16 protein-coding genes are annotated in these 21,320 nt (G+C 73.4%); 6 read left to right on the forward strand and 10 right to left on the reverse strand.

The genetic code is table 11. The features are described 5' to 3' along the window. Window positions 1-57 precede the first annotated feature (57 nt). From ACFC0B_RS23140 to ACFC0B_RS23180, 9 genes are all read right to left on the reverse strand, one after another. On the reverse strand, window positions 58-936 hold the full coding sequence (locus ACFC0B_RS23140; protein ID WP_376088777.1) for a CDP-alcohol phosphatidyltransferase family protein: 879 nt from the start codon (window positions 934-936) through the stop codon (window positions 58-60). Beyond that, window positions 923-1,615, reverse strand: a complete 693-nt coding sequence (locus ACFC0B_RS23145) for a phosphatidylserine decarboxylase (protein ID WP_030398303.1) — start codon at window positions 1,613-1,615, stop codon at window positions 923-925. Before ACFC0B_RS23145 ends, ACFC0B_RS23140 begins: the two co-directional genes overlap by 14 nt. A gap of 458 nt (window positions 1,616-2,073) precedes the next feature. Beyond that, a complete protein-coding gene (locus tag ACFC0B_RS23150; RefSeq protein ID WP_376088780.1) occupies window positions 2,074-3,282 on the reverse strand; it encodes an acyl-CoA dehydrogenase family protein in 1,209 nt (402 codons plus the stop codon). 183 nt (window positions 3,283-3,465) lie between these two features. Continuing rightward, window positions 3,466-3,969, reverse strand: a complete 504-nt coding sequence (locus ACFC0B_RS23155) for a MaoC family dehydratase (protein WP_376088783.1) — start codon at window positions 3,967-3,969, stop codon at window positions 3,466-3,468. A 21-nt stretch (window positions 3,970-3,990) separates the two neighbouring features. After that, window positions 3,991-4,977 (reverse strand): HpcH/HpaI aldolase/citrate lyase family protein, encoded by a 987-nt coding sequence (locus tag ACFC0B_RS23160; protein WP_376088991.1) that lies wholly within the window; start codon window positions 4,975-4,977, stop codon window positions 3,991-3,993. Further along, window positions 4,974-7,001, reverse strand: coding sequence for a protein meaA (locus ACFC0B_RS23165; protein ID WP_376088786.1), 2,028 nt, complete (start codon window positions 6,999-7,001; stop codon window positions 4,974-4,976). Before ACFC0B_RS23165 ends, ACFC0B_RS23160 begins: the two co-directional genes overlap by 4 nt. Before the next feature lie 10 nt (window positions 7,002-7,011). Next, window positions 7,012-8,382 carry a crotonyl-CoA carboxylase/reductase gene (gene ccrA / locus ACFC0B_RS23170; protein ID WP_376088789.1) on the reverse strand — a complete coding sequence of 457 codons (1,371 nt, stop codon included), beginning with the start codon at window positions 8,380-8,382 and terminating at the stop codon, window positions 7,012-7,014. Between the two features lie 394 nt (window positions 8,383-8,776). Then, the gene (locus ACFC0B_RS23175) at window positions 8,777-9,694 is read right to left on the reverse strand and encodes a TetR family transcriptional regulator (protein ID WP_376088792.1); all 918 of its coding nucleotides are present in this window, start codon (window positions 9,692-9,694) and stop codon (window positions 8,777-8,779) included. A gap of 179 nt (window positions 9,695-9,873) precedes the next feature. After that, window positions 9,874-11,649: a 3-hydroxyacyl-CoA dehydrogenase family protein gene (locus ACFC0B_RS23180; protein WP_376088795.1), complete on the reverse strand. Its 1,776-nt coding sequence runs from the start codon at window positions 11,647-11,649 to the stop codon at window positions 9,874-9,876. 511 nt (window positions 11,650-12,160) lie between these two features. Between ACFC0B_RS23180 and ACFC0B_RS23185 the strand changes: the two genes are divergently transcribed. The 3 genes from ACFC0B_RS23185 (at window position 12,161) to ACFC0B_RS23195 (ending at window position 16,563) form a co-directional block, all read left to right on the forward strand. After that, window positions 12,161-13,633 (forward strand): glutamine synthetase, encoded by a 1,473-nt coding sequence (locus tag ACFC0B_RS23185; protein ID WP_376088798.1) that lies wholly within the window; start codon window positions 12,161-12,163, stop codon window positions 13,631-13,633. Window positions 13,634-13,636: 3 nt separating this feature from the next. Beyond that, on the forward strand, window positions 13,637-14,770 hold the full coding sequence (locus ACFC0B_RS23190; protein ID WP_376088801.1) for an amidohydrolase family protein: 1,134 nt from the start codon (window positions 13,637-13,639) through the stop codon (window positions 14,768-14,770). A 302-nt stretch (window positions 14,771-15,072) separates the two neighbouring features. Next, window positions 15,073-16,563, forward strand: coding sequence for a S8 family serine peptidase (locus tag ACFC0B_RS23195; RefSeq protein ID WP_376088804.1), 1,491 nt, complete (start codon window positions 15,073-15,075; stop codon window positions 16,561-16,563). A gap of 98 nt (window positions 16,564-16,661) precedes the next feature. Here ACFC0B_RS23195 and ACFC0B_RS23200 read toward each other — a convergent pair whose 3' ends face one another. Further along, on the reverse strand, window positions 16,662-17,555 hold the full coding sequence (locus ACFC0B_RS23200; protein ID WP_376088807.1) for a HipA family kinase: 894 nt from the start codon (window positions 17,553-17,555) through the stop codon (window positions 16,662-16,664). 129 nt (window positions 17,556-17,684) lie between these two features. Here ACFC0B_RS23200 and ACFC0B_RS23205 point away from each other — a divergent pair, with 129 nt between their 5' ends. The 3 genes from ACFC0B_RS23205 to ACFC0B_RS23215 all read left to right on the forward strand — a co-directional run bounded on the left by ACFC0B_RS23205 (window position 17,685) and on the right by ACFC0B_RS23215 (window position 21,315). Next, window positions 17,685-18,125, forward strand: coding sequence for an SRPBCC family protein (locus ACFC0B_RS23205; RefSeq protein ID WP_376088810.1), 441 nt, complete (start codon window positions 17,685-17,687; stop codon window positions 18,123-18,125). A gap of 177 nt (window positions 18,126-18,302) precedes the next feature. Continuing rightward, window positions 18,303-19,457 (forward strand): glycosyltransferase, encoded by a 1,155-nt coding sequence (locus tag ACFC0B_RS23210; protein WP_376088994.1) that lies wholly within the window; start codon window positions 18,303-18,305, stop codon window positions 19,455-19,457. Between the two features lie 334 nt (window positions 19,458-19,791). After that, window positions 19,792-21,315 carry an exopolysaccharide biosynthesis polyprenyl glycosylphosphotransferase gene (locus ACFC0B_RS23215; protein WP_376088813.1) on the forward strand — a complete coding sequence of 508 codons (1,524 nt, stop codon included), beginning with the start codon at window positions 19,792-19,794 and terminating at the stop codon, window positions 21,313-21,315. Window positions 21,316-21,320: the final 5 nt, after the last annotated feature.

The following is a 21,320-nucleotide window of genomic DNA, read 5'->3' on the forward strand; positions in this document are numbered from 1 at the left end:
GCGGAAGGGCCCGGCCCCCCTCGGGGGGCCGGGCCCTTCCGCGCGACCGGAGGAGCGTCAGCCGATCCGCGACTCCGCGCGGCGGGCCCGGACGTCGCCGACCTTCTGGCCCACCTTGCGGCGGATGACCAGCAGCGGCGCCATCGCGGCGAGCGCGATCTGCGCGAACGCGCCGATGTGCAGCAGGTTGTCGCCGCCCGGCAGACCGGTCGCCCAGGCCCCCAGGCAGCCGATCGAGACGACGATCCAGCAGAGCGTCGCGGTGGCCAGCAGGCCCTGCGGCTTGGGGTACTCGATCCGGCTGACCATCAGGTACGCCGCGCCGAAGATGGCGAGCAGACCGGGCAGGAACGGCGGGTCGAGCAGCACGATGGCGATCACCGTCATGGCGCCCATCGGGCAGGGCATGCCCTGGAAGACCCCGGGCCGCATCTTCACGGCGGAGAAGCGGGCGAGCCGCAGGACCACCGCGAGCAGCACGGTCAGCGCGATCAGGGCCGACAGGCGGCTGTTGGAGCCGGGCGAGACCATGCCCCAGACCGCGACGAAGTAGGCCGGCGCGATGCCGAAGCTGATCAGGTCGGCCAGGTTGTCGAGTTCGGCCCCGAGCGCGGAGGAGCGCAGCTTGCGCGCCACCAGACCGTCGAACAGGTCGCACATCGAGCCGATCAGCAGCAGCGTCACCGCGGTGGCGGCGCTGTGCTTGTCCGGCGCGGCGTCCGGGTTGGTGATGTGCGGGACGAGCACCCCGGTGGTGATCGAGTAGATCGCCAGGAAGCCGCAGACGGCGTTCCCCAGGGTCAGGAAGTCGGCGGTGGACAGGTGCTGCGGCGAGCGCGGCGCGCGCAGCTCGCGGTCGCGGGCCCAACGGCGACGGCGCAGGACCGTCTCCTCGTCCTCCAGGCCGACGATCGTCTCAGGATCAGTCACGGTCAAGGCGCGTCACCCCGGCGGTGGTCTTCTGGCCGACCTCGACGCCGACCTCGACGCCGGCCGGCAGGTAGGTGTCGACCCGGGACCCGAACCGGATCAGACCGATCCGCTCGCCCTGCTCGACCTTGGTACCGGCGTCCACGTACGGCACGATCCGGCGCGCCACGGCGCCCGCGATCTGCACCATCTCGATGTCGCCGAGCTCGGTGTCGAAGTGCCAGACGACCCGCTCGTTCTGGTCGCTGTCCTTGTTGAACGCGGGCACGAAGCCACCGGGCACGTGCTCGACGGAGGTCACGGTGCCGGGCAGCGGGGCCCGGTTCACGTGGACGTTGAGCGGACTCATGAAGATCGCCACGCGGGTCCGGCCGTCCGGCCACGCGTCGATGCTCTGGACCACGCCGTCGGCGGGGGAGATCACTCTGCCCGTGCCGATCTCACGCTCGGGGTCGCGGAAGAACCACAGCATGCCGGCGCCGAGCGCACAGGCGGGTACCGCAGCCAGGGCCCACTTGCCACTGCGCCGGGTGAGGGCGGTGGTCACGGCGGCCGTGGCGAGGGTGGGGACGAACCAGGGGGTGGCTCCGCGCGCGATGGTCACGCGGGGTCGCCGACCGGCCGTCGTGGCTGCGAGGGCATCGCGGTCCGTGACGGAGGTGTGAGGGGACGGGCTGATGGGCATCGAAGACCTTTGTCGCGGGGGATCATGGCCGCTGGACGGGGGCCACCGCGGGATCGGGTAAGAGGGGGACGTCTGCTGTCCCGGTGGATGCTATCGGGAGCAGACGGTGGGTGGGCAACCCGCCTGCTCGTCATGTGACCTGCCGGAGGCGCGGTCGCGCCCCTTCCCTACGACCGTAGCTCGCCCCGCTCCGGTTCCCAAGGGACCCGGCGAAGCTGGTGACTCATGTCTCAACGGTGCCCGTACGGCCGTTCGGGGCGGTCCGCCCGGGGCAGGTCGAGGGCCGGCCGAGGGGATGCCGAAGCGGCCGCAGGGCGCGTGACAGCAGCTGTACGCCCTACGGCCGCTTCGGTGGGCCGTGCCGGACCCGGGGCGGACCAGGCGACCGGGTCGGAGCACGGCGCGGTGCCGGGACGGGCCCGCACGCCCGTCGACCGGCGGCTTCCGAGGCCTGTGGATCACTCCGCGATGCGGTACTCCTCCAGCAGGCGGCGCCCGACGATCATCTTCTGGATCTCCGCAGTACCTTCACCGATCAGCAGCATCGGGGCCTCCCGGTAGAGCCGCTCGATCTCGTACTCCTTGGAGAAGCCGTAGCCGCCGTGGATCCGGAAGGAGTCCTCGACGACCTCCTTGCAGTACTCGGAGGCGAGGTACTTGGCCATGCCCGCCTCCAGGTCGTTGCGCTCGCCGCCGTCCTTCTTGCGGGCGGCCATGACCATCATCTGGTGGGCGGCCTCGACCTTGGTGGCCATCTCGGCGAGCTTGAACTGGATCGCCTGGTGCTCGGCGATCCTCTTGCCGAAGGTGGTGCGCTGCTGGGCGTAGGCGATGCCCAGCTCGAAGGCCCGGCGGGCGACGCCGCAGCCGCGCGCGGCCACGTTGACGCGGCCGACCTCGACGCCGTCCATCATCTGGTAGAAGCCGCGGCCGGGGACGCCGCCGAGGATCCGGTCGGCCGGGACGCGGACGTCCTGGAGGACCAGCTCGGTGGTGTCGACGCCCTTGTAGCCCATCTTCTCGATCTTGCCGGGCACGGTGAGGCCGGGGACGGTCGGGTTCGGTCCGAAGCCCGGCGTCTTCTCGATCAGGAAGGTGGTCATGTTCTTGTAGGGGGTGGAGCCGCCCTCGTCGGTCTTGCACAGCACCGCGACCAGGGTGGAGGTGCCGCCGTTGGTCAGCCACATCTTCTGGCCGTTGAGGACGTAGAACTCCCCGTCCTGGGACCTGACGCCCTTGGTGCTGATCGCGGCGACGTCGGAGCCGAGGCCCGGCTCGGACATCGAGAAGGCGCCGCGGATCTCGCCGGCCGCCATCTTCGGCAGGAAGTGGTCCTTCTGCTCCTGGGTGCCGTGCGCGTTGATCATGTGCGCGACGATGAAGTGGGTGTTGACGATGCCGGAGACGGACATCCAGCCGCGGGCGATCTCCTCCACCACCAGGGCGTAGGTGAGCAGCGACTCGCCGAGGCCGCCGTACTCCTCGGGGATGGTCAGGCCGAAGAGGCCGAGCTGCTTCATGCCCTCGACGATCGCGGTCGGGTACTCGTCCCGGTGCTCCAGCTCGGTCGCGACCGGGATGATCTCCTTGTCGACGAACTCGCGCACGGTGGCGAGGATGTCCCGCTGGATCTCGGTGAGGCCGTCGGTCTGTGCGAGGCGTCCCATCGTGCGGCTCCTGTCATGCCTGGGGGAAGGGCTGGGGGAAGGACTGGGGAAAAGAGGAAGGGGAGGGTGGACGGGGGCTCCGCGGGCGTGGCTTCCGCGGAGCCCCCGTGAACCGGGTGGGGCTGCGGCCGATGACGGCGGCCGGCCCGTCCGGGGCTCGGTGTGCGAGGGGGGGAACCGGACTCAGCCGAGGGGGGTCGGGCGGCCGGGCTGCTCCCCGCCGCGCGCCTCGGTGTACGTCGCGGTCGGCACCATCACCTTGCGGCGGAAGATGCAGACGACCGTGCCGTCCTGCTTGTAGCCCTTGGTCTCGACGTACACGATGCCGCGGTCGTCCTTGGACTTGGACGGCCACTTGTCGAGCACGGTGGTCTCGCCGTAGATCGTGTCGCCGTGGAAGGTCGGCGCGACGTGCCGCAGCGACTCGATCTCCAGGTTGGCGATCGCCTTGCCGGAGACGTCCGGGACGGACATGCCGAGCAGCAGCGAGTAGACGTAGTTGCCCACCACGACGTTGCGGCCGAAGTCGGTGGTCCGCTCCGCGTAGTTGGTGTCCAGGTGGAGCGGGTGGTGGTTCATGGTGAGGAGGCAGAAGAGGTGGTCGTCGTACTCGGTGACCGTCTTGCCGGGCCAGTGCTTGTACACCGCGCCGACCTCGAACTCCTCGTAGGTGCGTCCGAACTGCATGTCTCAGTGATCCTCGGGGTCTCAGGCCTTCGGGGGCTCGAACGTGGAGGTGCGCCGCAGGCCGGCGGCGCGGCCCTTGCCGGAGACGACCAGCGCCATCTTGCGGCTGGCCTCGTCGATCATCTCGTCGCCGAGCATCGCCGAGCCCTTGAAGCCGCCGGCCTCGGAGGTGCACCAGTCGTAGGCGTCGAGGATCAGCTCGGCGTGGTCGTAGTCCTCCTGGGAGGGCGAGAAGATCTCGTTGGCGGCGGCGACCTGGTCCGGGTGCAGCACCCACTTGCCGTCGAAGCCCAGCGCGGCGGCGCGGCCGGCCACCTCGCGGTAGCCCTCCTGGTTGCGGATCTGGAGGTAGGGGCCGTCGATCGCCTGGAGGTCGTGGGCGCGGGCGGCCATCAGGATGCGCATCAGGATGTAGTGGTAGGCGTCGGCCGGGTAGCCGGGCGGCTGCTCGCCGACGACCAGGGACTTCATGTTGATCGAGGCCATGAAGTCGGCCGGGCCGAAGATGATGGTCTCCAGCCGGGGCGAGGCCTGGGCGATGGCGTCGACGTTGATGAGGCCCTTGGCGTTCTCGATCTGCGCCTCGATGCCGATCCGGCCGACCTCGAAGCCCATGGTCTTCTCGATCTGGGTGAGCAGCAGGTCGAGCGCCTTGACCTGCTCGGCGTCCTGGACCTTGGGCAGCATGATGCAGTCGAGGTTCGGGCCGGCGCCCTCGACGACGGTGATCACGTCGCGGTAGGTCCAGTGGGTGGTCCAGTCGTTGACCCGCACGACGCGGGTCTTGCCGCTCCAGTCGCCGTTGTTCAGGGCGTCGACGACGGAGTGCCGGGCGCTCTCCTTGACCAGCGGGGCGCAGGCGTCCTCCAGGTCGAGGAAGACCTGGTCGGCGGGCAGGCCCTGGGCCTTCTCCAGGAAGCGCGGGTTGCTGCCGGGTACGGCGAGGCAGGAGCGGCGCGGGCGCAGGCGGTTGACGTTGGGCACGGGGGTGGTTCCTTCCGGGGTCAGCTGGTCGTCGTGGCCGGGGCGGGCGTCCAGGGCTGGAGCCTGTTGGCCAGCCGGATCTCGTCCACGATCCGGCCGATGATGGTCGTGATGCCGAAGTCCTTCGGGGTGAACACGGCGGCGACGCCGGCGGCCCTGAGGGCCTCGCCGTCCGCTGCCGGGATGATGCCACCCACGATCACCGGGACATCCTCCACCCCGGCCCGGCGCAGCCGGTGCAGCACGTCGGGGACCAGCTCGGAGTGGGCGCCGGAGAGGATCGACAGGCCCACGCAGTGGACGTCCTCGGCGACGGAGGCCGCGACGATCTGCTCGGGGGTGAGCCGGATGCCCTGGTAGACCACCTCGAACCCGGCGTCGCGGGCCCGGACGGCGATCTGCTCGGCCCCGTTGGAGTGCCCGTCCAGGCCGGGCTTGCCGACCAGCAGGCGCAGCTTGCCGGTGCCCAGCTCGGCGGCGGTCGCGGCGACGGCCTCGCGCACCGCGGCCAGTTCGCCGCCGGGCTCGGCCGCGACCGCGACCGGGGCGCCGCCGACGCCGGTGGGCGCGCGGTACTCGCCGAACACCTCGCGCAGGGCGAAGGCCCACTCGCCGGTGGTGACCCCGGCGCGGGCGCAGGCCAGGGTGGCCGGCACGAGGTTGGCGGTGCCGGCGGCGACGGTCTTGAGCTCCTCCAGGGCGCGCAGCGCGGCGGCCTCGTCGCGCTGCCCGCGCCAGGCGTCCAGGGCGGTCAGCACCGACTGCTCGGAGGCCGGGTCGACGACCATGATCGCGGTGTCGAGGTCGGCCGTGAGCGGGCTCTCCTCGGTGGTGTCGAAGCAGTTCACCCCGACGACCCGGTCCTCGCCGGACTCGATCCGGGCCCGCCGGGCCGCGTGCGAGGCGACCAGGTTGGACTTCAGGTAGCCGGACTCGACGGCCGGGATGACCCCGCCCATCTCCAGCACCTTGGCGATCTCGGCCTCGGCGCCGGCCAGCAGCGCGGCGGTCTTGGCCTCGACCACCTCGGAGCCGTTGAAGAGGTCCCCGTACTCCAGCAGGTCGGACTCGTAGGCGAGCACCTGCTGGATCCGCAGCGACCACTGCTGGTCCCACGGGCGGGGCAGGCCGAGCGCCTCGTTCCAGGCGGGCAGCTGGACGGCACGGGCGCGGGCGTCCTTGGAGAGGGTGACGGCGAGCATCTCCAGCACGATCCGCTGGACGTTGTTCTCCGGCTGCGCCTCGGTCAGGCCGAGCGAGTTCACCTGGACGCCGTAGCGGAACCGGCGCTGCTTGGGGTCCTCGATGCCGTACCGCTCGCGGGTGACCTTCTCCCAGAGCCGGCCGAAGGCCCGCATCTTGCACATCTCCTCGACGAACCGCACGCCGGCGTTGACGAAGAAGGAGATCCGGGCGACCACCTCGCCCATCCGCTCGGCCGGCACCTGGCCGGAGTCGCGGACGGCGTCCAGCACCTCGATCGCCGTGCACATCGCGTAGGCGATCTCCTGGACCGGGGTGGCCCCGGCCTCCTGGAGGTGGTAGCTGCAGATGTTGATCGGGTTCCACTTCGGGATGTTCCCGACCGTGTAGGCGATCATGTCGGTGATCAGGCGCACCGAGGGGCCGGGCGGGAAGACGTGCGTCCCGCGCGACAGGTACTCCTTGACGATGTCGTTCTGGGTGGTGCCGGTGAGCTTGGCGATGTCGGCGCCCTGCTCCTCGGCGACCACCTGGTAGAGCGCCAGCAGCCACATCGCGGTGGCGTTGATGGTCATGGAGGTGTTGGTCTGTTCGAGCGGGATGCCGTCGAACAGGGTCCGCATGTCGCCGACGTGGCCGACCGGCACGCCGACCCGGCCGACCTCGCCGCGGGCGAGGACGTGGTCGGAGTCGTAGCCGGTCTGGGTCGGCAGGTCGAACGCCACCGAGAGGCCGGTCTGGCCCTTGGCCAGGTTCCGCCGGTACAGCGCGTTGGAGTCCTGGGCCGTGGAGTGCCCGGCGTAGGTGCGCATCAGCCAGGGGCGGTCGCGCTTCTGATCGGTCATCGGATCGTCCTCAGATGTTCCGGCCGGGCTGGACGCTCCGCTCGTCGAGCTCGCGGAAGAGGTTGATCGCCGGCAGGTGCCTGGCGCGCAGCTCGTGGTCGCGCACGCCCAGGCCCTCCTCGGGGGCCAGGCAGAGCACGCCGACCTTGCCCTGGTGCTTGTTGTGGTGCACGTCCAGCGCGGCCTGGCCGGTCTGCTCCAGCGGGTACACCTTGGAGACGGTCGGGTGGATCTTTCCCTTGGCCACCAGGCGGTTGGCCTCCCAGGCCTCGCGGTAGTTGGCGAAGTGCGAGCCGACGATCCGCTTGAGCGACATCCACAGGTAGCGGTTGTCGTACTGGTGCATGAACCCGGAGGTGGAGGCGCAGGTGACGATGGTGCCGCCCTTGCGGGTGACGTAGACGCTCGCGCCGAAGGTCTCCCGGCCGGGGTGCTCGAAGACGATGTCGACGTCCTCGCCGCCGGTCAGCTCGCGGATCCGCCCGCCGAGCCGCTTCCACTCGCGCGGGTCCTGGGTCTGCTCGTCCTTCCAGAACCGGTAGCCCTCGGCGCTGCGGTCGATGATCGCCTCGGCGCCCATCGCCCGGCAGATCTCGGCCTTCTGCGGGCTGGAGACGACACAGATCGGGGTGGCGCCGCCGGCCAGCGCGTACTGGGTGGCGTAGGAGCCGAGGCCGCCGCTGGCGCCCCAGATCAGCACGTTGTCGCCCTGCTTCATGCCCGCGCCGTTGCGCGAGACCAGCTGGCGGTAGGCGGTGGAGTTGACCAGGCCGGGGGAGGCGGCCTCCTCCCAGGTCAGGTGGGCGGGCTTGGGCATCAGCTGGTTGGTCTTCACCAGGGCCAGCTGGGCGAGGCCGCCGAAGTTGGTCTCGAAGCCCCAGATCCGCTGCTCCGGGTCCATCATCGTGTCGTTGTGGCCGTCGGAGGACTCCAGCTCGACGGACAGGCAGTGCGCGACCACCTCGTCGCCCGGCTTCCAGGCGTTGACCCCGGCGCCGGTGCGCAGCACCACGCCGGCCAGGTCGGAGCCGACGACGTGGTACGGCAGGTCGTGGCGCTTGGCGAGCGGGGAGAGCCGGCCGTAGCGCTCCAGGAAGCCGAAGGTGGAGACCGGCTCGAAGATCGAGCTCCACACGGTGTTGTAGTTCACGGCGCTCGCCATCACGGCGACCAGGGCCTCCCCCGGGCCCAGTTCGGGCAGCGGGACCTCGTCGAGGTGGAGGGACGTGCGGGGGTCCTTGTCGCGGCTGTCGAGCCCGGCGAACATCTGCTCCTCGTCCTTGTGGAGTGTGACCGCCCGGTAGGACTCCGGCAGCTTCACGTGGGCGAAGTCCGCCGCGGTGCTGTCGGGGCTGAGGATCGCGTCGAGGATTTCCTTCATGGCTGCCTCCGAAGGCGTACCTGTGTGAGGGCACAGGGCGTCTGGGGGAGCCGGGAGCGGACACCGGCTTCGCTGAACGGGGTGGTGGTGGGTGGTGGCTGGTGGGCCGAGTGGCGGGTGGGCCTGGCGGCTGGTGGGCCTGGTCCTGCGGTGGGTCGCTCCCGGGGTTGGGGGAGCGCCGGTACGACGGCGCGCCGAGGTGGGGAGCCGCGGCGCCGCGACTGGTGGGTAACAAGGTAGTGGCACCCTGTGCCACTCGTAAAGACACCGCGTGCCAGCAATTCCGGCGGTCCGCGACCCCCTCCGCAGGGCCTTCCCGGGGCATGCGAAGGGCCCGTGTCGACATCTCGACACGGGCCCTCAAAACCGCTTCGACCTGCGAAAACGTCGGCGCTCAGGCCGGTCTGGCACCCTCCAGGGCGGCCCGCACGGCCTCCACCACGACGTCCAGCGGAGCGTCCGTCCGGGCGACTGTGATGAGCACCTCACCTCCGGGGCTGGCACTCAGTGCGCTCGCCGTCGCGGCCTCCCCCTCCGTCCCACTGGCACCGGGTGCCACCACCGCACCACGGCGACGGGCCCCAGGCGCACTGGACCCCCAGAAGGTCCGCCGGATCACCTCGAAGGAGTGGTCCAGCTGCGCCTCGACGTCGCCCCGCCCGCCCGCGCGCAGCCAGCGCCGCAGCACGTGGTTGTGGGCCGCGACCACGGCCGCCGCGGACACCTCGGCCAGCATCGAGTCGTCCTCGCCGCCGCGCTGCCAGCCCGAGGGGATCTCCCCGGCGGTGTCGAAGCGGCCCAGCAGGTAGCGGGTGAACAGCCGCTCGTAGCGGGCCACCACGGCGATCTCCCGCTCGCGCAGCGCCGGCACCTGACGGATCAGCTGGTACCGGGCCACCGAGACCCCGGGCGTGGAGGCGTACATCCGCAGCACCTCCTTGATGCCCCGGCAGACCACGTCCAGCGGGTGCTCCTCGGGCTCGGCGCTGGCGAGCAGATCGGCCACCCGGACCAGGGTGTCGTCGTGGTCCGGGAAGATCGCCTCCTCCTTGGACCGGAAGTACCGGAAGAAGGTCCGCCGGGCCACCCCGGCCGCCGCCGCGATCTGGTCGACCGTGGTCTCCTCGTAGCCCTGCGAGGCGAACAGCTCCATGGCGGCGGTGGCCAGGTCCTGGCGCATCTGCTGGCGCTGCGCCGCCGCCCGGCGGCCGCCCGGGCCCCCGCCCGGGCCCCCGTCCTGGCCGGTCCCGGCCGGCCGGCCGTCGCGGCCCGGGGCGGATTGCTGCGGGGATACTGACTGAACCCGATCCATGGCCGGAACGCTACACGTCCCCGGGGCCGCGGCCGGGGGCCTTCCCCGGCGCACCGGGGACACCGGGCCGCTCACCGCGGGTCTGGGCCACTGCGCCGAGACCGCGCCCGGCCCCCAGCCGGCCCGCTCGGGGCGGAACTGCGGGTGGCCGGGCCGGCCCCCGTGGGGCGGCGGGGCGGTCACCGGCGCGCGTGGTCGCGGAAGCCGCGGCCGGTCTTGCGGCCCAGGCAGCCGGCCGCGACCAGGTGCTCCAGCAGCGGCGCGGCGGCCAGGCCCGGCTCGCGGAACTCCTGGTGCAGCACCCGCTCGATGGTCAGCGAGACGTCCAGACCGACCACGTCCAGCAGCTCGAAGGGGCCCATCGGGTACCCGCAGCCGAGCTTCATCGCGGTGTCGATGTCGTCCACCGTCGCGTAGTGCTCCTGGAGCATCCGCACCGCGTCGTTCAGGTAGGGGAAGAGCAGCGCGTTGACGATGAACCCCGCCCGGTCCCCGCACTCCACCGGGTGCTTGCGGACCTTCGCGCACAGCTCCAGCACGGTCGCGGTGACGTCCGGCGCGGTCAGCACCGTGGAGACCACCTCCACCAGCCGCATCGCCGGCGCCGGGTTGAAGAAGTGCATGCCGATGACGTCCTGCGGCCGCGTGGTCGCCGAGGCACAGGCGACCACCGGCAGCGAGGAGGTGGTGGTGGCCAGCACCGCGCCCGGCTTGACGACCGCGTCCAGGGCGGTGAACAGCTCGCGCTTGACCGCGAGGTCCTCGGCGACGGCCTCGACGACCAGGTCCACCTCGGCCAGCTCGCCGTACTGCCCGACCGGCGTGACCAGACCCAGCGCGGCGTCCCGCTGCTCCCCGGTCAGCCGGCCCTTGGCCACCGAGCGCTCCAGCGACTTCGCCAGCTGCGCCTTGGCCCGCTCCGCCTTCTCCGGGCTGCGGGCGGCCAGCAGCACCGGGAGGCCGGCCTTGGCGAACACCTCGGCGATGCCGGTGGCCATGGTGCCCGAGCCGCAGACGCCGACGCTGCGCACCTCCCGGCCGGGGGCCTTCGCGGCGGCCGGGCCGGTGACGGCGTCGACCGCCGTCGAGGAGCCGGGCGCCTCGTAGGTGTAGAAGCCGCGGCCGGTCTTGCGGCCGAGCAGTCCGGCCGCGACCAGCTGGCCGAGGATCGGCGCCGGCGCGTGCAGCCGGTCCTTGGACTGCTCGTACATCGCCTCCAGGACGGTCCGCGCGGTGTCCACGCCGATCAGGTCGAGCAGCGCCAGCGGGCCCATCGGCAGGCCGCAGCCGAGCCGCATCGCGGCGTCGATGTCCTCCCGGGTGGCGTACTTGGACTCGTACATCGCGGCGGCCTGGTTGAGGTAGGCGAAGAGCAGGCCGTTGACCACGAAACCGGCCCGGTCGCCGGCCGCCACCGGCTCCTTGCCGAGGTCCCGGGCGAAGGCCGCGGCGTCCTCGGCCACCTGCGGGGCGGTGAGCACGGTGCGCACCACCTCGACCAGCTTCATGGAGTGCACGGGGTTGAAGAAGTGCAGGCCGAGCACCCGGTCCGGGCGGGCGGTGGCGGCGGCGATCCGGGTGACCGACAGCGCGGTGGTGCCGGTGGCCAGCACCGTGCCGGGCGGGCAGATCCGGTCCAGCTCGGCGAAGACCTCCCGCTTCAGCTCCAGCTGCTCGGGGACCTCCTCGATCACCAGGTCGGCCGCGGCGGCGGCGTCCAGCGCGTGGCCGACGGCGATCCGGGCGAGCAGCCCGGTCCGCTCCTCGGCGGTGAGCCGCTCGCGGGCCACGGCGCGCGCGGTCGCCGCCTCGATCCGGGCCAGCGCCCGGGCGGCCGAGGCCTCGTCGGCCTCGATGCCGATCACCCGGCGGCCGCTCCTCGCGACCGCGACCGCGACACCGGCACCCATCGTGCCGAGGCCGACCACGGCCACCGTGGGGAAGGGACGCTCCATCTGTCCTGACTCCTTGTCATGGAAGGCCCGCGCGCGCTCCGCAGGACGTGCCCGCGGGGGAGGGGCCGCGCGCGGGGGCGGGGGGATGACGGTTGCGGCCACCGCGCAGCCGCCGGTCCGCTCCGGACATGCTGGGGGTGTGCCGTGGTACTCAGGCGCTCGATGTGGGAAGCGACTCTGAACGGCCTCTGAACACAGAGGGGAGAAGCCCCGGCCGCGGCCGCGATCCGCGGCGCCCACCGGTGGACGAACGCACCGCCACGCGCCGTCCGCTCCGCGCGAGTCCCGCACGGCGGACGGCGCCCCCGTCGGTGCGGCTCCCGAAGCCCGACGGTGGTGCGTGCCGACACTGTAGCGAAGCTACTGGCGGGTAGGAAGGGGGTCGGGTGCTGATTTTCCGCCGCTCACGGGCGGGCGATCACCCGTGCGGGGGACGGCGGTGGACGGACGTCCGTTCGGACCACCCGATAGGGGAGTTATGCGCCCCGGCGGGGCGGGGCAGCATGGGGCCATGAGCACCGGAACCGTCACCGCGGGGCATCCCGAGCCCACCTCCGGGCCCGGCCCGGCCGCCGCCTCCGAGCCCTCCGCCGGGTCCGAGGACGGTGCCGTGCCGCCGCCCCGGGTCGACCGGGCCGAGCGCGGGGAGCGCGCCCAGGAGGCGGTGGACCGGCTGCGGACCGCCGGGGTCGAGGCGGTCGCCGTCACCTGGGTGGACAACGCCGGCGTCGCCCGGGTCAAGGCGGTGCCGCTCGGCGGCCTGGTGCACGCCGCCCAGTGGGGCATCGGCACGGCCCCCTGCTTCGACGTCTTCCTCGCCGACGACACCATCGTCACCAGCCCGCTGATCGGCGGCCCCACCGGGGACCTGCGGCTGTACCCCGACGTCGACCGGATCGTCCCGCTCGCCGCCCAGCCCGGCTGGGCCTGGGCGCCGGGGGACCGCTACACCCAGGGCGGCGCCCCGCACCCGGGCTGCCAGCGGCTCTTCGCCCGCCGGACGGTCGCGGCCGCCGCCGCGCGCGGGCTGACGCTGAAGGCCGGCATCGAGATCGAGTGGGTGGCCGCGCTGGCCGGCCCGCCCCGGGAGGAGCCCCGCTACCCGACGGCCGGCCCGGCCTACGGCATGCAGCGGCTCACCGAGCTCTCCGACTACCTGCGCGACGTGCTCCGCGCCCTCGGCGAGCAGGGCCTGACCGTGCTCCAGATCCACCCCGAGTACGCGGCGGGCCAGTTCGAGGTCTCGGTCGCCCCCGAGGGCCCGGTCGAGGCCGCCGACACCTCGGTGCTGATCCGCCAGACCGTCCGCGCCGTCTCCGCCCGGCACGGCCTGCGGGTCTCCTTCGCCCCGGCGGTCGAGGCCGGCGGGGTCGGCAACGGCGGCCACCTCCACCTGAGCCTGTGGCGGGACGGCCGCAACCTCGCCCACGGCGGCCCCGGCCCGCACGGCCTCACCGCCGAAGCCGAGGGCTTCCTCGCCGGGGTGCTCGGCGCGCTGCCCGAGCTGCTGGTGCTCGGCTGCTCCAGCCCGGCCGGCTACCTGCGGCTGGTCCCCTCGCACTGGGCCGGCGCCTACCGGTGCTGGGGCCTGGAGAACCGGGAGGCCGCGCTGCGCCTGGTGACCGGCTCCACCGGTGAGCGCGCCTCGGCCGCCAACGCCGAGATCAAGTGCTTCGACGCCACCGCCAACCCCTACCTGGCGATCGGCGGGGTGCTCGCCGCCGGCCTCGCCGGGCTGGACCAACGGCTGGCGCTGCCACCGGAGGTCACCGGAGACCCGTCGCAGGCCGCGCCCGGCGCCGTGCCCCGGCTGCCCACCGGACCGGGCGAGGCGCTCGCCGCCTACCGCGGCTCCGCCCTGCTGCGCGAGGCGCTCGGCGAGCCGCTGTACGGGGCCGTGCTCGCCGTCCGGGAGGCCGAGAGCGAGCAGTACGCCGACGCGACCCCCGAGGAGCTGGCCGCCGCCACCCGCTGGCGGTACTGACCGGTGCCCGGGCCGGACGTGCCCGCCCTGGACGTTCCCGCTCTGGTCGACCACCACTGCCACAGCGTGCTGACGGCCGAACTCGCGGACGACGCGCTGGCGGGGCTGCTCACCGAGTCCGACCGCCCGCCCGCGCCCGGCACCTCGCCGTTCGACAGCGCGCTCGGCCTCGCCGTGCGCCGCTGGTGCCCGCCCGCGCTCGGGCTGCCCGCGCACACGCCGGCCGAGGAGTACCTCGCCCGGCGGCGCGAGCTCGGCGCCCCGGAGGCGACCCGCCGGCTGCTGGCCGCGGCCGGCCTGGACACCTGCCTGGTGGACACCGGACTGGCCACCGCCGCCGGCCACCCGCTGCTGCCGCTCGGCGAGTTGGCCGAGGCGTCCGGTGCCCGGGTGTGCGAGGTGGTCCGGCTGGAGTCGGTCGCCGAGGCCGTCGCCGCCCCGCCCGGCGCCTGGGCCGGGGCCGTCCGCGCGGCACTGGCCGGGGCCGCGGCCGGCGCCGTCGCGGTGAAGTCCGTGGTGGCCTACCGCAGCGGCCTGGCGGTGCCCGCCGAGCGGCCCTCCCCGGCCGCGGTCGCGGCGGCCGCCGCCGGGTGGCAGCGCGCCGGGGGCGGCCGGCTCACCGACCCGGTGCTGCTGCACGAACTGCTCCGGGCCGCCCTGGAGGTCTGCGCCGCGTTCCGCCTGCCGCTCCAGCTGCACACCGGCTTCGGCGACCCCGACGTCACCCTGCACCGCGCCGACCCGTCGCTGCTCGCCGACTTCGTGCGCGCCGCCGAGCCGAGCGGCGTCCCGCTGGTGCTGCTGCACGGCTACCCGTACCACCGGCAGGCCGCCTGGCTGGCCCAGGCCTTCCCGCTGGTGTACACCGACCTCGGCCTGACCACCTCCTACGTCGGCCCCCGGGCGGCCGCGGTGCTCGGGGAGATGCTGGAGCTGGCGCCGTTCGGCAAGCTGCTGTTCTCCACCGACGCCTACGGCCTGCCCGAGCTGTACCTGGTCGGCGCGGCCCAGTTCCGGCACGGCCTCGCCACCCTGCTGGACGGCTGGCGCGCCGACGGCGCGTGCACCGCGGCCGACGCCGAGCGGCTGGCCCGCCGGGTGGCGGCGGACAACGCCCGCGGACTGTACGCGCTCTGACCGTCCGCCGCCGCCGCTTGGCGGTGATCCGCCACTGGCCGCTTCCGGCCGCCCCGGACGGCTGTTCCACCGTCGGCCCGGCTGACTAGGGTGTGGCTCCCGGCGCGTGTGCCCCCTGAGGCCGCCCGGTCACCCGGCCCTGCCCAGCAGAAGCGGAGTCATACCGTCCGTCGGTGACCAACTTGTGGCGATTAGATGACTACCTCTTGCGGATTGCAACACTTGTTCACTAACGTCCCGATCATTCCAAGTGCACCTGCCAACCGCAGCTGCTGCATGACGACTCGGGAGGGCCAACCCCTATGAGTGTTCCTCGGATCAGCCGGACCCGGTACGCGGCGGTGGGCATCGTCCTCGCCACCGCCGGCGCCCTCGCGCTGCCGTCCGGCACCGCCGTCGCCGCCTCCGGGGCGCAGTCGACGACCGGTCCGCTGCTCAGCTACGTCGTCAACACCAAGGCCAACCACGGCCAGGTGCAGAAGGTCGAGAAGGCGATCACCTCCCTCGGCGGCACCGTCGTGTACTCCTACGAGCAGATCGGCGTGGTGATCGCCCGCTCGACCGACACCCAGTTCGCCGCCAAGCTGCGGCTGGCCAAGGGCGTCGAGTCGGTCGGTGCCAGCCGCACCAAGGGCATCACCGCCTCCGAGGACCGCACCGCCGAGGTCGCCGCCGCTCCGGCCGGCGCCTCCGCCGCGGGCGAGGAGCCCTACTGGGCCAACCAGTGGGACATGCGCCAGATCGGCGTGGACAAGGCCCACAAGCTGTCCCTGGGCAGCAACAAGGTCACCGTCGGCGTGCTGGACTCCGGCATCGACGGCACCCACGAGGACCTCGCCGCCAACGTCGACGCCTCGCAGTCGGTCTCCTGCATCGACGGCGGCAAGCCGAACACCGCCTGGGAGGCCTGGCAGCCGGGCGTCGACGGCGCCCACGGCACCCACGTGGCCGGCACCATCGCCGCCGCCAAGAACGGCAAGGGCATCGAGGGCATCGCCCCGAACGTCAAGCTCGCCGCGGTGAAGGTCGTCGACGACGGCGGCTTCATCTACCCGGAGTACGCCATCTGCGGCTTCGTCTGGGCCGGTGAGCACAAGTTCAAGGTCACGAACAACAGCTACTTCGTCGACCCGTGGATGTTCAACTGCCAGAACGACGCCGACCAGGCGGCGATCACCACCGCCGTCCGCCGCGCCGTCGAGTTCTCGCAGCGCAAGGGCGTCCTCAACGTCGCCGCCGCGGGCAACGAGAACATCGACCTCGCCCACAAGACCAAGGACGTCGCCAGCCCGGACGACACCACCCCGGTCGAGCGCCCGATCACCCAGGACTGCCTGAACCTGCCGACCGAGCTGGACGGCGTCGTCGCGGTCTCCGCGGTGGGCGTCAACGGCGAGAAGTCGTACTACTCCAGCTACGGCAAGGGCAAGGTCACCGTGGCCGCCCCCGGTGGCGACCGCCGCTACCAGATCCCGGACACCCCGGACAAGAACGGCCGCACGCTGTCGACCATCCCGGGCGGCGGGTACGGCTACATGCAGGGCACCTCGATGGCCTCGCCGCACGCCGCCGGCGTGCTCGCGCTGCTCGCCAGCACCCACCCGTGGGCCAACGCGGACGAGCTCACCGAGCTGCTGACCAACCAGGCCGAGTCGCACGCCTGCCCGACCGCCCCGTACAACCCGGGCGGCGCCGGCGAGTGGACCGCCACCTGCGAGGGCGGCGCGGACGACAACGGCTTCTACGGCGCCGGCATCATCAACGCCGAGAAGGCGGCCCAGTGGTGGCGCTGAGCCACGGCTGACCGGCTTTCACCCTGAGCGGTGAACGGGGGCGGGACTTCGGTCCCGCCCCCGTTCGGCGTGTCCGGGCTCCGGTCCCGGTCCCGGGCTCACTCGACGTGCTGCTCCCAGACCGTCTCCACCGACGGCTTGCCGTGCAGGTCCGGCACCTCCCGCAGCCAGGCCGGCCGCCCCGCCCTGGTCCGCGCCGCCCGCCGCTGCTCCGCCTCGCGCAGCTGCTCGGGGGTGGAGAACCCCTCCGGCAGCCACTCGGCGGAGAGCACCGCCCGCGCCGCCAACTGGTTCACATAGGCCCGGCGCAGCTCGGCGACCGAGTCGAACCCCGGCTCGTCGGCCAGCCAGGCGTCCGGCACCAGCGCCAGCACCTCCTCCAGCAGCCCGACGGTGACCAGCGGCCCGAGCTCCTCGTCGGCCAGCCGGACGTCCGGCCGGTACCCGCCGAGGGCGTGGGCGCTGAGGTCGTAGCGCTTGCCGACGGACGCCTCGGCGGCGGACCAGCGGTGGTGGAAGACCAGTGCGGCGCCGTTGTCGATCAGCCAGAGCTTCCGGTGCCAGACCATGAGGTTGGGGTTGTGCACCGTCCGGTCGACGTTCCCGGTGAGCGCGTCCAGCCAGACCACCCGGCCGGCCTCGGCCGGGTCGACCTCGATCATGCCGGGCCGGAAGTCGCGGGCGCCGGGCAGCAGGTCCATGCCGAGGTTGAGCCCGCGGCTGGCCCGCAGGATGTCCTGGATCTCGGGGTCCGGCTCGCCGTCGGCGACCGCCGGGTCGAACTCGACCAGCCGCAGCTCGGGCACCGGCAGGCCGAGCCGCCGCGCCAGTTCGCCGACGATCACCTCCGCCACCAGCGCCTTGCGCCCCTGGGCGGCCCCGGTGAACTTCACCACGTAGGTGCCCAGGTCGTCGGTCTCCACCACGCCGGGGACGGAACCGCCGGCCCGCAGCGGGTCGACGTAGCGCACTGCTGTCACCTGTTCGAGCACATCCGCCACCCTAACCTCCGCGCCGTCGGGGAGGGCGCCGCCCGCCGTCCGCGGTCCGCTGTGATTGGCTTGCCGGTACCACCCGGACGACCACCCGGCGCCGGACGACCGTACGAGGAGAGCACGACCATGGGACAGGTGCAGGCCACCACCGAGCGGGTCTACGAGGCGGCCCCCGAGCGGGTGTACGAGGCCCTGGCCGACTACCAGGTGACACGCCCCAAGCTGCTGCCCGCGCAGTACAGCGAGTACGAGGTCCGGGTCGGCGGCACCGGCGCCGGCACCCAGGTGCACTGGAAGCTGCAGGCCACCGAGAAGCGGATCCGGGACTGCCTGTTCACCGTCTCGGCCCCGCGCCCGGACCAGCTGGTGGAGAAGGACGCCAACTCCAGCATGGTGATCACCTGGACCGTCGCGGCGGCCGGCGAGGGCCGGTCGAAGGTCACCGTCACGGCCACCTGGCAGGGCGCGACCGGCATCGGCGGCTTCTTCGAGCGCACCTTCGCGCCCAAGGGCCTGAACCGGATCCACGACCAGGTGCTCGCGAACCTGGCGGACGAGGTCCGCTGAGCCGCAGCGCGGCGCGGTGGGTTCCGGTCCTCCGGACCTCCCCCTCAACTCGTCCAGGAATTCGACGAGTTCGTCCACCCGTGCGAGCGGCGTGCCGTACGGGTGGACGCCCCGCCACCTGCGGGTGACGAGGGCCGCCGGGCACGGTGCGGCCACCCTAGGCTCGCCGCCGTGCATATGACGATCCTTCACATTTCCCAGCCCGTCGACGGCGGCGTGGCCCGCGTCGTGGTCGACCTGGTCCGCGGCCAGCGCGAGGCCGGCCATCGGGTGCTGGTCGCCTGTCCGCCCGGCGGCCGGCTCGCCCGGGAGGCCGCCGCGGCCGGCGCGCTGGTCCAGGAGTGGCCGGCCCGGCGCTCGCCCGGCCCCGCCACCGCCGCCGAGGCCTGGCGGCTGCGCCGGATCGTCCGGGCCGCCGGGCCCGACGTGCTCCACCTGCACAGCGCCAAGGCCGGACTCGCGGGCCGGCTGGCCGTGCGCGGCGCGGTGCCGACCGTCTTCCAGCCGCACGCCTGGTCCTTCGCCGCCGTGGACGGCGCGGTCGCCGCGGCCACCCTGCGCTGGGAGCGGTACGCGACCCGCTGGGCGCACCGGCTGCTCTGCGTCTCCGTCCAGGAGCGGACCGACGGCGTCGCGGCCGGCCTGCACGCGGACTGGGCGGTGGTGCCCAACGGCGTGGACGTGCGCCACTACGCGCCCGCCGACCGCCGGGCCGCCCGGATCGCGCTCGGCCTGGAGCCGGCCGCCCCGCTCGCGGTCTGCGTGGGCCGGCTCTGTCGCCAGAAGGGCCAGGACGTGCTGCTCACCGCCTGGCCCGAGGTGCGGCGCCGGGTGCCGGGGGCCCGGCTGGCGCTGGTCGGCGGCGGCCCGGAGGGGGCTCGGCTGGCCGCCATGGTCCGGGAGGGCGCCGAGCCGTCCCGGGTCCGGCTGGTCGGGGACGTCGCGGACCCGCGCCCCTGGCTGGCGGCGGCCGACCTGGTGGTGCTGCCCTCGCGCTGGGAGGGCATGGCGCTGGCCCCGCTGGAGGCGATGGCCTCCGGCCGGCCGGTGCTGCTGAGCGACGTGCCCGGGGCCCGCGAGTGCCTGCCGCCGTCCGAGCGGGCCGGTGCCCTGGTGCCCGCCGAGGACGTGTCCGCGCTCATCACCCGAATGGCGGAAGCGCTGTCCGATCCGATCGAGTGCGAGCGGCGCGGCACCCGGCTGCGCGAGCACGCCGCGGCCCGCCATGACGTTCGATCGGTGGTCGAACAGGTCGACGCGCTCTACCGCGACCTGCTGGGCGCCGGACCGGCGCCCGGGCGGCGCCGCTCCCGTGTCCCGCAGCGGATCTGATCGTTTCACATGCCGTGAATGCCCCGCCGCAACGGCGCTGCCGTATTCGCACCCTCCACCGGTTGTGGGTGAGAGGCCAAATCGGACATACCTATTAATGGGCGGCTGGAATGAATCGGCAAGTCAATTTCCAGCATTCTAGCCGGTTTTCGGTAACGTCTGATTTTGCCTGCTTCGTTTCGATTTCACGCCGGGAAATCGCGAGAAAGCCGAAAGCCGCCAGTGGTAGCAGGTGCTGTCAGGACCGCGCTCACCGGGCCGGGACGGCCGCCCCGGGCCAACCGGTGCCGGGCCGCCGTCACCCCGGGCACACAGCAGGGGAGTTCGTCCGCCGATGACCATTGACCACGACAGCGTGCCACACCCCGGTCGGCCCCTGTCGGGCCCGCGCCGCCCCGCCACCGGGCTGCTCGACCGCCCACCGCGGTCCGCCCAGGCCCGCAGCGCCCCGCCGGCCAGTCGGCACCGTCGCCCGGTCCGCTCCCGGCTCGCGCTGCCCGTCGCCCTGGTCGCCGTCGACGCGCTCGCCCTGTGCACCGCCACCGGCACCGCCAACCGCGTCCTCGACCCGGCCGTCCGGGTCGCACCGCTGCTCGGCGTCGCCGCCCTGCTGCCCCTGCTGATCCTGCTCAACCTGGCCGGAGGCCTCTACCGGATCCGGCTCACCCTCTCCGTGCTCGACGAACTGCCCGCCCTCACCGCGCGGGCCCTGGTCGCCGCCGCCTTCGCCATCAGCCTGGCCGGCTGCCTGGAGGACCGCTGGCCCGACTCCGGCCCCGCCACCCCGGCCCGGCTCACCCTCCTGCTCGGCACCCAGCTGGTGCTCGCCGTCCTCGGCCGCGCCGTCCTCTACCACCTGGTGCGCCGGATCCGCCGCAGCCGCCCCAGCCCCGTCCTGGTGCTCGGCGCCGGCCGGCTCGGCCGCCGGGTCGCCGCCGCCCTCACCGAGCGCCGCGAGTACGGGATGCGCCCGGTCGGCTTCCTCGACGCCGATCCGCCGCTGCTCGCCGGGGACACCGACCTGCCCGTGCTCGGCGGCCGCGAGGTGCTGGAACGCGAGATCCGCCGCCACCGCGTCCACCACGTGGTGGCCACCGCCGGCGCCGCCGACGAGGCCGAGACCGCCGCCGCCCTGCGCGACGCGGCCCGGCTCGGCTGCCAGGTCTGGCTGGTCCCCGCGCTGCGCGAGTACGGCTCGGTCACCGCCGGACGGCTGGCCGGCGCCGACCACCTCTGGGGCTTCCCCTGCCTGCGGGTCGGCCGCGCCGCGACGCGCCGCCCCGGCTGGGCCGCCAAGCGCACCCTGGACGTCACCGCCGCCGCGATCGGCCTGCTGCTGCTCGCGCCCGTCCTGGCCCTGTGCGCGCTCGCCGTCCGCTTCGACACCGGCCCCGGCGTCCTCTTCCGCCAGCAGCGCACCGGGCTCGACGGCCGGGTCTTCACCGTCCTCAAGTTCCGCACCCTGCGGCCGAGCAACGAGCACGAGTCCGCCACCCGCTGGAACATCGCCCAGGACCACCGGATGGGCGCCGTCGGCCGGCTGATGCGCCGCAGCTCCCTCGACGAGCTCCCGCAGCTGTGGAACGTGCTGCGCGGCGACATGAGCCTGGTCGGCCCGCGGCCCGAGCGCCCCTACTTCGTCATGCGGTTCAGCCAGGCCTACCCCGAGTACGCGGACCGCCACCGCGTCCCGGTCGGCCTCACCGGCCTCGCCCAGGTCAACGGCCTGCGCGGGGACACCTCGATCGAGGACCGGGCCCGCTTCGACAACCGCTACATCGAGAGCTGGAGCCTCTGGCAGGACGTCAAGATCCTGTGCCGCACCGCGGCCCTCATGCTCCACCCGGACGGGAGCTGATCAAC

The sequence above is a fragment of the Kitasatospora sp. NPDC056184 genome (genome assembly GCF_042268405.1).
Taxonomy (GTDB): domain Bacteria; phylum Actinomycetota; class Actinomycetes; order Streptomycetales; family Streptomycetaceae; genus Kitasatospora.

Coding starts and splice junctions, on each gene's coding strand:
- ccrA (WP_376088789.1), bottom strand. CDS start 8,382: ATGAAGGAAATCCTCGACGCGATCCTCAGCCCCGACAGCACCGCGGCG.
- ACFC0B_RS23155 (WP_376088783.1), bottom strand. CDS start 3,969: ATGCAGTTCGGACGCACCTACGAGGAGTTCGAGGTCGGCGCGGTGTAC.
- ACFC0B_RS23185 (WP_376088798.1), top strand. CDS start 12,161: ATGAGCACCGGAACCGTCACCGCGGGGCATCCCGAGCCCACCTCCGGG.
- ACFC0B_RS23175 (WP_376088792.1), bottom strand. CDS start 9,694: ATGGATCGGGTTCAGTCAGTATCCCCGCAGCAATCCGCCCCGGGCCGC.
- ACFC0B_RS23150 (WP_376088780.1), bottom strand. CDS start 3,282: ATGGGACGCCTCGCACAGACCGACGGCCTCACCGAGATCCAGCGGGAC.
- ACFC0B_RS23165 (WP_376088786.1), bottom strand. CDS start 7,001: ATGACCGATCAGAAGCGCGACCGCCCCTGGCTGATGCGCACCTACGCC.
- ACFC0B_RS23195 (WP_376088804.1), top strand. CDS start 15,073: ATGAGTGTTCCTCGGATCAGCCGGACCCGGTACGCGGCGGTGGGCATC.
- ACFC0B_RS23180 (WP_376088795.1), bottom strand. CDS start 11,649: ATGGAGCGTCCCTTCCCCACGGTGGCCGTGGTCGGCCTCGGCACGATG.
- ACFC0B_RS23210 (WP_376088994.1), top strand. CDS start 18,303: ATGACGATCCTTCACATTTCCCAGCCCGTCGACGGCGGCGTGGCCCGC.
- ACFC0B_RS23215 (WP_376088813.1), top strand. CDS start 19,792: ATGACCATTGACCACGACAGCGTGCCACACCCCGGTCGGCCCCTGTCG.
- ACFC0B_RS23205 (WP_376088810.1), top strand. CDS start 17,685: ATGGGACAGGTGCAGGCCACCACCGAGCGGGTCTACGAGGCGGCCCCC.
- ACFC0B_RS23145 (WP_030398303.1), bottom strand. CDS start 1,615: ATGCCCATCAGCCCGTCCCCTCACACCTCCGTCACGGACCGCGATGCC.